Genomic DNA, 14647 nt, shown 5'->3' on the forward strand with positions numbered 1-14647 from the left:
TAAAATGCTTAACCAAAAAGACAATGTAATTTTAATTGTTGACGATAACCCGAATAACCTTAAACTTCTGTTCGATTTTTTGAAGGAGTCAGGCTTCAAGGTTTTAGTAGCTAAGGATGGGGAAAGTGCTATTGAGAAGTTACAAGAAGTTTCGCCAAATATCATATTGTTAGATGTGATGATGCCGGGGATGGATGGCTTTGAGACCTGCTACCGCTTAAAAGCATCGGTGGCAACGAAAGATATCCCTGTGATTTTTATGACAGCTCTTACGGAACGCGTGGATAAGGTTAAAGGTTTGTCAATGGGGGCAGTAGATTATATCACCAAACCCTTTCAGCAAGAGGAAGTCCTAGCCCGCGTGCAACTACACCTGAGACTGCGAAATTTGACCAAGACGCTGGAAGAGCAAAATGTGCTTCTTAAACAGGAAATTGAAGCGCGAAAAGAGGCGGAAATGGCTTTGCAGAAACTCACTTCTGAGTTAGAGGAACGGGTGGCTTCTCAAACGGCTGAACTTAGACAAGCCTGCAACGAGCTTCAACAGGCTCAAGTTCAGTTGTTGGAAAGAGAACAAAAATTAGGACATTATGCTTTTCACGACGCGCTAACGGAGTTGCCTAACCGCGCTTGGTTTATGAATCGGCTGCAACAGGCGATCGACTTGTCGTACAGACATGAAGATTATCTATATGCAGTGCTATTTATTGACCTAGATCGCTTTAAAGTAGTGAATGATAGCCTCGGACATTTAGTTGGGGATCAATTACTAAAAAGCGTTGCTCGTCAATTGCAACTTTGTTTACGGCATACAGATGCAGTTGCGCGGTTTGGAGGAGATGAATTTGTGATATTGCTGGAAGATATTAAAGATATAGATGAACCAAATAGGGTGGCTGAACGCATCCAAAATCAATTAAGGCAGCCGTTTAATTTGAATGAATATGAAGTATTTACCGAGATCAGCATTGGAATTATCGTTAGCACAATGGGTTACGAGCGCCCAGAAGACGTACTCAGAGATGCGGATATTGCTATGTATTATGCTAAAGCTCAAGGTAGAGGGCGTTACGAAATTTTCGATCCAGCTATGCAAACTGTGGCGATGACGCGCTTGCAGTTGGAGAACGACTTGAGAAGGGCAATGGCGCTACAAGAATTTTGCGTTCACTACCAGCCAATTGTCTCCCTTTCTACGGGGCAACTGAGTGGCTTTGAAGCTTTGGTGCGATGGCATCACCCATCTGGCATCATCTACCCGCCTGCTGAGTTTATTCCTGTGGCTGAAGAAACTGGTTTGATCAATGAATTGGGGTGGTTTGTTTTGCAGGAAGCTTGTCACCAGATTAGTATTTGGCAGCAACAGTTTCCCCAAACACCTCCCTTGGCGATTAATGTCAATCTTTCCCCCGTGCAGCTCAAGCAAGCAAACCTACTCAATCGAATTGAGGAGATTTTGCAGCAGACTGGCTTTCCCAGCTACCGTCTCAAACTAGAGATTACTGAAAGTTGCATTTTGGAAACAGTATCCAGAGAAGAAAAGATGTTGAAGCAGCTAAAGGCTCTAGGCATTCTGTTGTGTATCGATGACTTTGGCACGGGGTACTCTTCTTTAAGTCGCTTACATGAGTTTCCCATTGATACCTTAAAGATTGACCGGTCTTTTGTGAGCCGCATTGGCTCAGACAACAGTGGCGTAGAAATTATCCAGACAATTGTGACGCTGGCTCGCAGCCGAGGTATGGATATTGTGGCAGAAGGCATAGAAACGCCAACACAGCTACAGAAACTGCGAGAGTTGGGGTGTGAGTTGGGGCAAGGATATTTATTTTCTAAGCCTGTAGACAGCGAAAAGGCAACCGAACTATTAGGCATAAAAGTAGGGGTAGTAAGCTAGCCAGTCATCTAGTTTAGCCCCAATAAATTTTATGAATCTCTTCTAGGAAAGCCGCAAAAGCCTACTCTCCTTATACATTTCTCTCTAATCTCAAACCGGGATTGGCCAATGCTAGGGCCTCGAATTGCTGGCTACTGACAAGAAGTCCGATCGCGTTTGGCAATTCTATAGATATGATTTCTGATTGAGTAATTGTTTGTACCATATTTAATTACAGGCTTTTTTAGATTGAAATCGGTAACAAGAAAAGAGCTAAATAAGAACTATCGCGGGGGGGTGGGGCGGGTTTACGAGATTATCGGTTTTAGGCAATTATTTTTGGTGAACCCGCCCCTACAAATTTTTGACAATCGTGTAATAAGTTTGATGCTTTTTACAACTGTCCGAAACCTTTTTTTGGCTTATCTTTTTTCTTTTTCTTCTTCTGCTGGGCTCCCATATAGCCACGGGAACCGGGCTGCATTCCGGGGCCACCCATTCCCGGCATTCCCGGCATTCCCGGCAATCCTCCCATTCCTGTAAAGTTGCCTTGACTCATTTGCTGCATCATTGTACGCATTTTCTGAAAATCGCTGACCAGCTTAGTTACGTCGTTTTCAGCATAGCCTGCGCCTTTGCCGATGCGGCGGCGGCGGGATGGAGAACTTGCTAAAAGTTCGGGATTGCGGCGTTCTTCAACTGTCATGGAATTAATCATGGCTTCGGTGCGTTTTAGCTGCACTTCTCCCTGCCGCATTTGTTCGTCTGAAAGTTTGTTCATCCCCGGAATCATTTTCATGATGCCGCCGAGGGAACCCATGTTTTTTAACAGTCTGGTTTGCTTGAGAAAGTCGGTAAAGTCAAACTTTGCCGTAAGCATTTTCTCTTGCATTTTCTCGGCATCGGCGATGTCAAATTCTTCTTGCGCTCTTTCTACTAGCGTCAAGACATCGCCCATGCCGAGTATTCTAGATGCCATGCGATCGGGATAAAATGGTTGCAATGCTTCCACTTTTTCGCCGACTCCGACAAATTTAATCGGCGCGCCGGATATTTGCCGCACGGATAAGGCTGCACCGCCGCGGCTGTCGCCGTCTAATTTGGTTAAGATTGCGCCGGTAATGCCGATTTGTTCGTGAAAGGTGCGGGTTAAATTGGCTGCTTCTTGGCCGGTCATGGCATCAACAACTAACAGCGTTTCGTGGGGTTGTACTGTTTGTTTGATGCGGCCCAATTCGGCCATCATGTCTTGGTCGATTTGCAGGCGACCTGCGGTATCGACGATGATGGTATCGATGCCGATTTGTTTGCCGTGTTCGATGCCTTGGCGGGCAATTTCTACGGGGTCAATGTCTTTGCCTAATTCAAATACGGGTACGTCGATTTGTTTGCCGAGGGTTAGCAATTGGTCGATCGCGGCTGGTCGATAAATGTCGGTTGCGACTAGCAGTGCGGTACGATTTTGTTTGCGGAGGTGCAGCGCTAGTTTGGCGGTAGCTGTGGTTTTCCCGGTTCCTTGCAAACCTGCCATCAGGATCACTGTGGGCCCGGATTCGGCGGTGGCGAGGGGTACGTTGGTTTCCCCCATGACACGCACGAGTTCGTCGTGAACGATTTTGATGAATTGTTGGTCGGGACGAACGCCTGAAACGACTTCTGCGCCTTGTGCTTTTGCCGCTACCTCTCCGATGAAGTTTTTGACGACTTGGAGGTTGACATCGGCTTCCAGGAGGGCGCGGCGGACTTCTTTGAGCGCGTCTTGGATGTTGGACTCGGAGATTTTATTTTGTCCGCGCAGTTTTTTCCAGGTGGATTCGAGTCGATCGGCAAGGGCTTCAAACATAGGGCAATTTAGGCTAGTCAGTATTTTTAATTTTAGGCTAAATGGGAGTTTTTGGATTGGGGTTTTGCTGAAAGTTGAATGTTTTTATTTTCTAACCGCTGAGGAACGCGGATTGATGCTGAAACTAATTCAAATTCATGTAGTAGGGTACGTTTGGACAAACCCTACTTTCGGGAATATGATTAAAGTATTTCCGTCACCTTGCGACAATTTTTATGTCTGCTTATGCCCCAAAAGATTCGAGAACTCAAAAGCCTGCTACTAAAAGCTGGGTTTACTTATCGTTCGGCAAAAGGCAGCCATACAAGATGGGTTCATGCTTGACTACTATCATGAACCAATTACCATTGCTGGAAATGATGGCGATGATGCGAAACTGTATTTAGAGAGAGAAGTTAATCGAAAAATTGGAATATTGAAAGCAATTGAAGAAGATGAACATGAATCATGAAATTACCTTATATAATTGTTATTCAATGGTCGGAGGAAGATAATTGCTACCTAGTTCACTTACCTGATTTTCCATCTCAGCAGTTCCACACTCATGGAGATACCTACGAAGAAGCTTTGCAGAATGCAGTAGAGGTATTAGAGCTTTTAGGTGAAGAATATCAGGTAGATGGTAAATCTCTCCCAGAACCTAAAACTCTAGTAGAAAACTTGCTGTTTGCTTGATTATAGATTTGAAGCGATCGCCCTTCCCCAAAAAACAGGCGATCGCTCTTTTCTGTAGAAGGGCGATTGTTTTTATAGTTGGATGTTTTGAAGTTATTTTATGTGGGTTTTGATGTATCCGCTCAATAATCCGGGGTAAATCGCTCAACGATGCACGTCAAATGACGCAAAATCGTTCCTTAGTGGGTAGTCCGCCCCGAATTATTGAGCGGATACAATATATAAGTAACCACACAAAATTAATTACAGAAAGACTCCTTGCTAGGCAAGGGTTTCAGTAGAAATATTGTGTAATTAATTCGGAACTACTACTTACTTTCCCCGATTTTTAATTTCTACTTTTAGATTAGCCTAAAAAATATTTAAAGGAAGAACTGTTTTAATATCAATTTTCCCAAGTACGGTTGCGTATAGATTAATTGCCCGCTATCTGTAGGGACACGGCAGTGCCGTGTCCTACGCCCAACTGCCGTGTCTCGTACCCGGAACTAACTTTATAGCCCGTCTAATTCCTACAAATAACTAAGCTAAAAACTGGAATTGAGAACCATTAACTGCCAATGCAAACGGACTCGCTTGTTCAAATGCACCCGTAAGTTCAAAGCTGTTGGTATTTAAAACTACCCCCACAATTTGTCCATTAATTATGTTTTCAATCACCATGTCATTGATAATTCCGTCGTTATCGTAAGCAATCAAATTGTCGTCTTCAAAGAAAAGGTCTAGTTCTGTTAAACCGTCGGTAAGGCCAATACGATCGCCCTCGTCGAAGTTAAAATCGGTAATGACATCGGCTCCATTTATACCAAATGCTTCATCGTTGCTTCTGAGCACAAATATATCAGCACCGAGGCCTCCCGTGAGCACGTCAACTCCCCGATCGCCCACCAAGAAATCGTTGCCCTCATTGCCATCTAAATCGTCGTCTCCTTGCCCTCCCCGCAGGATATCGTTCCCGAACCCTCCGAAGATAAGGTCATTTCCGGCGTCGCCCCTAACTACGTCGTTGCCATCATTTCCATCCAGGAGATCGTCCTCTTTCCCGCCGTAAATTATGTCATTTCCGCCACCACCACCGATAATATCATTGCCGTTATTTCCTAACAGACGTTCGTTGGAATCGGATGAACCTCCTATAGTATCGTTGCCGTCCAGTCCCCAAACTCCCCAGGGAAAAGACGACAAATTTCCATTCCCTACGTTAATCTCATCGGGTGTAGCGAAGCCCAAAAGACGTGGACCGCCCCCAGCAAATACAGGAAATCCCGTCACATCGGCAATGAGATTGTTAACCGTTAAAGCCATAAGTATGTCCTTTCAAAAATCCTGTTAGCTGTATTATACATTTTAATTATTTCCTTGCCAAATAGCAAGTATGTTTGGATTTTGGCTGCAACTTTTATTTCCTCAATTAATGACAAGCAACCTGCTAGTCTATCGTCAATTAGAATTACCAATACTTCGGCTAGGCGATCGTATAAGTTACCAATTCCCAATTCCCAATTACCAATTACCAGGGCTGTGCTTCATTCAACCCAAACCTGCTATAGATCTCGCCTTTGAGTCAAATAGCATTAGTTGCTGACACTATCCGCTACAGTCTACCGCTTATAATGGGTGTTACCCCCCAGGCAGTAAACACGTTAATATCACCTATAACGTCGAGACTGAGAGGTTGTTTGTGAATAAAAGTAAAAGTCCCTGGGCCCATCCTCCGAGAAAAAACCCAGTTTCCGATACCCATACACAAACTTTACAAACAGGATATAAGCTCTTTACAAAGTCATAATCGCCGATCGCTGATATTCTTTGGCAAAATCCACTGCTTTCAGGTGTTTTACTCATGTCTACTCCTAAATCGTCTTCCCATCAAAACAACAACTCCGTAAAATCACTGCCAGCGACAGATATCGTCCCAACAAAGCAAGACAGTAACAATCTGCCCAGCGAACCAAGTATAGAACAGCTACTGGAAGCTTTGGCGGGCAAAGTACCCAGTCAATCTTCAGAAATTGAACCCTTGAAAACGTGGAAACAAGATTTACAGCGATTGTTTCAATTTCTTGGCGACCGCCGCGTTTTAATCGCAGTAGTGGAACCGGGAACTTTTGCCCTGCGTTATGCTAACGCGGCATTGTGTCGCTTGGCGGGTTGGGAGGAAATGTCTTTGGGAACTCAATCTACCAACGGTTGGTTTGCAGACACCCACCTCACTCTGCTGGAACTGTTCGAGGATTGGGGGGGCAAAACAGCAGAACAATTGTACCGTCGCCACCTTTTGCACTGGGTATTTAAGCAATATTATCAAATTGACACCGACGGTTTACGGGTGCTAGACGAACCTGTCACGGCGAGTGTAAAAAACCCCAAACATCGAGAATCCAGATTTATAGAATTTTGGCTGGGTTCGGAACAGTTAAAAATTACTCGAATTAACTCAAAAATAGATGAATTTGCGGATATTTCTTTAAGATTAATGCCTGTTGCGGAACGGGAAGCTTGGCTGATGCAGCCGAATCAACTGGAGAATTTAGCCGCTCGATTGCAGTTGGATAATTATCGCGTAGAAGGCTTGCTGCTGCTAGAAGGTTTTGATGTCACCGTGCAGGAGCAAATTCGGCGGCTGACTCAGTTATTAATCGATCAAGATTCGATGCTGCGGCCAGACAAATTTGAGAAAATTGATCGGTGTTTGCGATCGCTCTTCAATGCTGACGGCACTTTGCTGCTGCGCCCCGACGGCGAACAAGTACAGCTATTAGTTGCAAAAGACGGCCAACATTTGCAGCCGATTCTTTATTCAATGCACTCCCTAGAAGCTTCTCACTTTTTGAAGGCCACAGCAGCAAATCAAGTTTGGAACGTGCCAGACTTGCGTAGGGAGTGCGAAACCGAGTGCGATCGAACTTTGCGGAGAATGGGAACTCGATCGATGCTGCTGGTGCCCCTGGTAGTCAAATCCGTCACCCGTGAGGGGTGCGGGGTGCGGATTTTGGGTGTTGTGGGGCTGTTGTGCGATCGGCCAAACCACTTCAACGGCATTGACGCTCAACACGCCCAAGAACTCATTCCCGCCTTCATTGCAGCCCTGCGGCAAGCCATCCAGGAGCGGTTTACCCACATTCACAACATCCACCCCGCAGTCGAGTGGCGGTTCGCCCAAGAAGCAGAAAGGCGAAGTTGGGGACTACCTCCAGAAACAATCGTATTTGCTGACGTTCATCCACTGTACGGAATTTCGGACATTCGCGGTTCTAGCGACGAAAGAAACCGAGCCATTCAAACTGATTTGCTCGAGCAATTCCGCTTAGGTTTAGCCATAGCTGATGCCGTTTGCCAAACACAAACTACCCACCTCGGCGCGCAATTGCGGCTCGACTTGCTCGACTACATCGAGCATTTAAAACAAAAAGTAACAGTCGATATGGAGGTGCGAGCCGCCGAGTATTTAAACGAGCATTTAGAAGTATATTTTGACTATTTTGTGCAGTGCGGGCCCAAGGTTCAGGCAGCAGTTGAAGCTTACCAAGCAGCCTGTGAAAACGAACACAACTGCGTTTATAGCGATCGCAACCGCTACGACCAAATGTTGAACCTAATCAGCACCAAACTCCAAGAAACCTGGGCCCGCTGGCAAGAAAAAATGCAGCAAATTTTGCCCCACTACTGCGACATCGAATGCACCGACGGCATCGATCACATGATTTATGCAGGAAAATCGATCGACCCCACATTCAGCCAGTTTCACCTACACAGTTTGCGGTACGAACAACTGCGAGCAATTTGCGACTGCGGCCGCACAGTTTTTCGCCTGCAAGCCGAGTCTCAAATTAACATGGAACTCGCACATTTAGTATTAGTGCAGAATACGACGATCGACATTTTTCACAACGAAAACACTGAAAAAATGTTTGATGTCAAAGGCACTCGCGACATCCGCTATGAACTCGTCAAAAAGCGGATCGAAAAAGCCGTTGACAAAGACGCACAAGAGCGAATTACCCAGCCAGGAATGTTAACGGTAGTTTATTCAACCGAAGACGAATGGGAAGAGTACCAACAATACTTGCGCTACTTGTCTCGCGAAGGTTGGGTAGAGCCAAAAGTTCAGACCGGCATGGTAGAATCACTGCAAGGAGTCAGCGGTTTAAAATTCGCCCGCGTGCGTATTTTACCTGAACCGGAATCTATTGCTACTATCTGTGAAGTTACAGTAGTCAGCGATTGAGAACCCGTTGAATTGCCTGTTTTAGGCCCAGTGCGATCGCTCCCATCTCCTGCTGTTTGACGCAGAGTGCGATCGCTCCTATCCCCATGAACAACGCTGCAGCGAAAGCATTCGGGACTCACACACAAGACCGAGATTACATTTAAGATGCTTGTTGACACCAACGACCAAGCCCACATTTTCACTTAGTGTATATTCCGTGTGATTGGGAATCGCCCAATACACGATCGGAATCACACAAGATTAAGATTAAGTAGTGTTAAGCTGATGAGAATTAGCTCCTGTAATTTATAACTTAAGTGATGTTAACCTTATCCAAATACCAAATAAATTCTACTCTGCACGAAGGCGTCGAAACAATAATCTATCGCGGACAAACACCGGCAGACGCGCCCCCAGCAATTCTCAAAGTCCTCAAAGCCGAATATCCCACCCTCGAAGCCATTACCAGGCTCAAACACGAATATCAAATCCGCCAAAATTTAGACAGCGAACAAATCGTCAAAGCCATCAGTATCGAAACATTTGACCACCGATTAGGAATCGTTTTAGAAGACTTTGGCGGCGAATCCCTCGCCCAACTGCTGGAAAGAGAAACCTTGAGCGTGCAAGCAAATTTAAACATCGCCATCCAAATAGTCAAAGCCTTACAATACCTGCATTTACAGCACATTATTCACAAAGACATTAAACCCAGCAACATCATAATTAACTCGCAAACAACACAAGTAAAACTCACCGACTTCGGCATTGCTACAAAACTCAACAAAGAAAATCCCCAATTTAACAATCCCAACTCAGTCGAAGGCACATTAGCCTATATGTCACCCGAACAAACCGGGAGAATGAACCGCACCCTCGACTACCGCACAGACTTTTATTCCCTTGGGATCACATTATATGAAATGCTGACAGGAAAATTGCCTTTCTGCAGCAACGACCCCTTAGAAATAGTTTATAGCCACATCGCCGTTCAACCAATATATCCCCATCAAATCAATTCAGAAATACCTGTCGCTATCTCAGAGATAGTGATGAAATTGATAGCCAAGAATGCCGAAGATAGATATCAAAGTGCGTCCGGATTGTTAGCCGACTTAGAAATTTCTTTGCATCAGTTAGAAATCAACGGACAAATTGCCGACTTCATCCCCGGACGCTTAGATATTCTCAGCCAGTTGTTGATACCCCAAAAATTGTACGGTAGGGAAAATCAGGTTAATGAATTGCTAGCAGCGTTTGAACGTGTAAGAGGGGGCTTGGCTAACAATTTGTCAGAAGAAAAAATAGCTAGCTTTGAACAAAAATTGCCCCCATCAGGAAGCAGCGAATTAATGCTAGTATCAGGCTACTCAGGCATCGGTAAATCAGCCGTAGTCAACGAAATCAGTAAACCTATTACCAGGTCAAAAGGTTACTTCATCAGCGGCAAATTTGACCAGTTAAAACGCAACATTCCTTATGCCTCATTAATCCAAGCATTTAACTCATTGCTGCGGCAATTGCTAACAGAAAGTGCACTTTCATTAGAAATATGGCGCACTAAAATTTTAACAGCAGTGGGAACAGACGGTCAAGTAATTGCCGACGTAATTCCAAAAGTTGAATTAATCATCGGCAAACAGCCAGAAGTCCCAGAACTAGCCCCTGTAGAATCCCAAAATCGATTCAATCGAGTATTCAAAGAATTTATTCGCGTTTTCGCCCAAAAAGAACACCCCCTAGTTATCTTTTTAGACGATTTGCAGTGGGCAGATTCAGCAACATTAAAGTTGATGCAAATACTGATAACTGACCCTGACCAGGAATATTTGTTGCTAATCGGTGCCTATCGAGACAATGAAGTTAGTCCGACCCACCCCTTGATTCAGACTGTAGAAGAAATTGAAAAAACTGGTACAAGAGTCAACAATATCGTGTTGCAACCTCTGGATTTAGCAAAGGTGACAGAATTAGTCACTGAAACACTGAACACTTGCACAAAAAAAGTAACCAATTTCGCGGATTTAATCTGGAATAAAACGTGCGGAAATCCTTTTTTCTTGACTCAATTACTCCAAGCACTTTATCAAGACTCTCTTTTGAAATTTAAATTTAATCACCTTACAAATGAAGAAAATCAAAGTGGTTGGTATTGGAGTATCGATGAAATCCAAGCCATTGGAATCACAGATAAAAGTGTGGTAGAACTGGTAGCTTCTCGCATTGAAAAGCTGCCCGCAGCCACGCAAGAAGTTTTGAAGCTAGCAGCTTGCGTGGGAGATAAATTTGCTCTAGATGTGCTGTCACTTGTTAGCAAAAAGTCAGCTAATACGACAGCAACTGAACTTTATTCAGCTTTGCAAGCCGGGTTAATTCTGCCATTGAGCGATGCTTATCGCATTCCTTTAGTTTTCGATCGAGCCGAATCAATCAATCTTAAGTTAGACACTTCGCGGGTTAGTTATAGATTTTTGCACGATCGCGTTCAGCAAGCGGCTTATTCGCTAATTCCCCAAGACCAAAAGCAATCCACCCATTTAAAAATCGGTCAATTACTGTTACAGAATACTCCCTCCGACAAGCTAGAGGAAAACATCTTTGATATCGTCAATCAATTGAATGTCGGAATTGAAACGATTAGCCAACAGTCAGAAAAAACTCAGTTGGCACAATTAAATTTAACTGCTGGACACAAGGCCAAAGCGGCTGCTGCCTATGAAGCTGCTGTTAGGTATTTGCGGGTTGCCATGGAATTATTGCCTGCGGATTCTTGGCAAAGTCACTATGAATTAACGTTAGCAATTTACGAGTCAACAGCCGAAGCTGAATATTTAAATATTAATTATGAAGCTTCAAAAAAGATGGTTGACATTGTACTTCAAAACTCTAAAAACTTACTGGAAAAAGTGAATGTTTACGAACTTCAAATCCAGTCTTATAACGCTCAAAATAGAGTGATAGAAGCACTCAATACAGGACTAGAAGTGCTGAAACTGTTAGGCATTTCTTTTCCTCAAAATCCCCACGCGCTACATATTATGGCGGGACTGAGTAATACAAAACTGAGCTTGGGATTGAAACGAATTGAGGATTTAGCTAACTTGCCAGAAATGATTGATCCCGAAAAAAAAGCAGCCATGCGGATTTTATCAGGGATTCTCAGCAGTGCTATTCAGGCAAAACCTCCACTGATACCGCTGCTGGCATTTAGGATGGTCAAGCTGTGTATTAAATACGGTAATTCGCCTTATGCAAGTATTGCCTACGTTTATTATGGCGTAGTTATGTGCAAGCTAGGGAACATTAGTTTGGCATACCAATTCGGTCAACTGGCAATTAGGCTGTTAGACAAATTTCCTTCCCGTTCAATCAAAAGTAGAGTTTATGCAACATTTGGTTCTTTTATTCACCACTGGAAAGCTGCTCTCAAGTCAGGATTAGGCGATCTCAAAGAAGGTTTTAAAACTGGGATGGAAACTGGAGAGTTGGAATTTGCTGGTTATGCTATAGGTGCATATTGCTTAAACAAACTGTCGATAGGAGAGCCTCTTGATTTGGTGGATCAGGAGACTGGTAAATATATGAAACTAATGCAGCAATCTCAACTTGAAATGGCTGTACAGTATATAAGTATAGCTAGGCAGACAGGCCTCAATTTGCGCGGTCAAACTGTCGAACCATGTCATTTAGTCGGTGAGAGATTCAATGAAGTTAAAACGCTCCCCATTTTAATAGAATGTAAAAACTTTTTTTTAGTTGGGTTGGTTTATAATGCCAAAACTCAGCTTAATTTTCTCTTCAGAAACTACGCGCAAGCATTAGAAAATTCAAGATTATTTGAGAAACATGAGGAGTCTGTAGCCGGATTTGATGTGGTTGCTCTGAATAATTTTTACTCCTCTCTCAGTATCATAGCTTTGTATCCAGCAACTGGCAAAAGGGAACAAAAGCAATATTTGGAAAAAGTGCTGCAAAACCAAAAGAAGATGAAAAAATGGGCAGTTAATGCTCCGATGAATTATCAACACAAATACGACTTAGTAGCAGCGGAAACAGCGCGAGTGTTGGGGCAAAATACCCAAGCAATGGAATTGTACGATCGCGCAATTGAGGGAGCAGCCAAAAACGGTTACATTCAAGAGGAAGCATTAGCGTATGAATTAGCAGGAGATTTTTATCAAGCTTTGGGTAAAGAGATAGTTTCGCAAGCATACCTGACTAAAGCCTATTATGGATATATCCATTGGGGAGCCATAGCTAAAGTTAAACATTTAGAATCAACACATCCTTTCTTAGCAGCACAGACGCGCACACTTCCAACCCCAACTCTCGATGTCACCCGCACTGCCACGGGAAATACTACCAGTAGTAGTTTAGGCGATTTATTAGACTTAGCTACTTTTATTAAGTCGGCGGAAGCCATTAACGGTGAAATTGTTCTAGAAAAATTGTTGACCAAATTAATCAAAATTATTTTAGAAAATGCGGCGGCTCAAAAAGTAGTGCTACTGCTGCTGAAAAACGATATCCTCTGCATAGAAGCTACTGGCACTCATGCGGAGGATACCGTCACACTTTTACCCTCTATTCCCCTAGAAAATAGTGAAGATGTACCCCTGTCTGTGATTAATTACGTACAGCGCAGCCAAAAGCATCTAGTTTTAGACAATGCGACTGTCGCCGAACCTTTTAATGTAGATACCTACATTCAGAAATATCAACCCAAATCAATTCTCTGTTTGCCGATTATTTATCAATCTCAGGGGCGCGGAATAATTTATTTAGAAAATGCTTTGACAGTAGGAGCTTTTACAGCAGAGAGAGTAGAAGTATTCAAAGTGTTAATTTCTCAAGTTGCTATTGCTGTAGCAAATGCTGGTTTGTACGCGCGCGAGAAAGAAAAATCTCAACAGTTAGAAAAATCTTTCAATGAATTGCAACAAACGCAACTGCAACTGATTCAAAGCGAAAAAATGTCGGCTCTCGGCAACTTGATTGCAGGGGTGGCTCACGAAATTAACAATCCGCTTGGTTTTATTGCGGGCAATCTTGATGCTGCTGCTGAGGCGAGCTTAGATTTGATTGATTGCTTACAACTTTACCAAGAAAAATTTCCTAATCCTGGAGATGAATTACAGGATAAAGCATCGGAGATTGATTTAGAATATTTGATTGAAGATTTGCCGAAAATGCTTTTATCTATGAAATCAGGTACAGAGCGAATCCGCAATATTAGCAAGTCTTTGCGAACTTTTTCCCGCGCTGACAGTGCGAATAAAGTGTCAGCAAATATTCATGAGGGCATCGATAGCACTTTGATGATTTTACAGTATCGTCTGAAAGCTAAAGATACTCGCCCCGCGATTAAAATTATCAAAGAATACGGAGATATCCCGCCAGTTAAATGTTATTTTGGGCAACTGAATCAGGTATTTATGAATTTGCTGGCAAATGCGATCGAGTGTTTTGACGAATTCAATGAAGGTCGCACTTACGCTGAAATTGAAGCTTTACCGAATACGATCGCCATTATCACTCAAGTCTCGGAGGATAGCAACAGCGTGGTGATTAAAATCAAAGATAACGGTCAAGGGATGTCATCGGAGCTCAAGTCGAAAATATTTGACCATTTATTTACTACCAAAGGAGTAGGAAAAGGTACGGGTTTGGGGTTGTCTATCAGCAGGCAAATTGTGGAAGAAACCCACGGCGGTAAACTAACTTGCGAATCGGTGCTGGGAGAAGGTTCGGAATTTGCGATCGCCCTTCCCCTGAATTAAAATTATGGAACTATGGCGTGTTTTAAAACCCGCAGATCCCCCCTAACCTCCTTTAATAAGGGTGGGACAAGAGCCTGCTCAAAGTCCCCTTTTTAAGGGGGATTTAGGGGGAGCGAGACTCGGATAAAAACAGCACAACACATATATGAAAATTTGTCAATGCCTAATTATTTCTGAAAAAGTCCGCTGTTCACAGTCTACATTCGGCAGTATGCAGTTACATTATTAGCTAAATGTAATAACTATATTTGATAGGAGTTTTT

The 14647-nt window shown here is 43.5% G+C and carries 8 protein-coding genes; 5 read left to right on the forward strand and 3 right to left on the reverse strand.

Going from position 1 to position 14647, the window contains the following annotated elements:
• The first annotated feature begins 4 nt into the window (after window positions 1-4).
• Window positions 5-1897, forward strand: a complete 1893-nt coding sequence (locus QT979_RS08330; protein WP_333309171.1) for an EAL domain-containing protein — start codon at window positions 5-7, stop codon at window positions 1895-1897.
• A 70-nt stretch (window positions 1898-1967) separates the two neighbouring features.
• Here QT979_RS08330 and QT979_RS08335 read toward each other — a convergent pair whose 3' ends face one another.
• On the reverse strand, window positions 1968-2102 hold the full coding sequence (locus QT979_RS08335; protein WP_333210638.1) for a hypothetical protein: 135 nt from the start codon (window positions 2100-2102) through the stop codon (window positions 1968-1970).
• A 168-nt stretch (window positions 2103-2270) separates the two neighbouring features.
• Window positions 2271-3719, reverse strand: coding sequence for a signal recognition particle protein (gene ffh / locus QT979_RS08340; protein ID WP_333309173.1), 1449 nt, complete (start codon window positions 3717-3719; stop codon window positions 2271-2273).
• Window positions 3720-4035: 316 nt separating this feature from the next.
• Between ffh and QT979_RS08345 the strand changes: the two genes are divergently transcribed.
• Together QT979_RS08345 and QT979_RS08350 are read left to right on the forward strand one after the other, a co-directional pair.
• Window positions 4036-4170: a hypothetical protein gene (locus QT979_RS08345; protein WP_333309175.1), complete on the forward strand. Its 135-nt coding sequence runs from the start codon at window positions 4036-4038 to the stop codon at window positions 4168-4170.
• Window positions 4167-4394 carry a type II toxin-antitoxin system HicB family antitoxin gene (locus QT979_RS08350; RefSeq protein WP_333309177.1) on the forward strand — a complete coding sequence of 76 codons (228 nt, stop codon included), beginning with the start codon at window positions 4167-4169 and terminating at the stop codon, window positions 4392-4394. Before QT979_RS08345 ends, QT979_RS08350 begins: the two co-directional genes overlap by 4 nt.
• A 522-nt stretch (window positions 4395-4916) precedes the next feature.
• On the opposite strand, the gene QT979_RS08355 is transcribed toward QT979_RS08350, so the two are convergent.
• The gene (locus tag QT979_RS08355; RefSeq protein WP_333309179.1) at window positions 4917-5699 is read right to left on the reverse strand and encodes a calcium-binding protein; all 783 of its coding nucleotides are present in this window, start codon (window positions 5697-5699) and stop codon (window positions 4917-4919) included.
• A gap of 538 nt (window positions 5700-6237) precedes the next feature.
• On the opposite strand from QT979_RS08355, the gene QT979_RS08360 reads away from it, so the two are divergent.
• Together QT979_RS08360 and QT979_RS08365 are read left to right on the forward strand one after the other, a co-directional pair.
• On the forward strand, window positions 6238-8622 hold the full coding sequence (locus QT979_RS08360; RefSeq protein ID WP_333309181.1) for a GAF domain-containing protein: 2385 nt from the start codon (window positions 6238-6240) through the stop codon (window positions 8620-8622).
• 302 nt (window positions 8623-8924) lie between these two features.
• Complete coding sequence (locus QT979_RS08365) at window positions 8925-14384, forward strand: AAA family ATPase (RefSeq protein ID WP_333309182.1); 5460 nt, start codon at window positions 8925-8927, stop codon at window positions 14382-14384.
• Window positions 14385-14647 lie beyond the last annotated feature (263 nt).

Source organism: Microcoleus sp. w2-18bC1 (assembly GCF_036700365.1).
In the GTDB taxonomy this organism is placed as follows: domain Bacteria; phylum Cyanobacteriota; class Cyanobacteriia; order Cyanobacteriales; family Microcoleaceae; genus Microcoleus.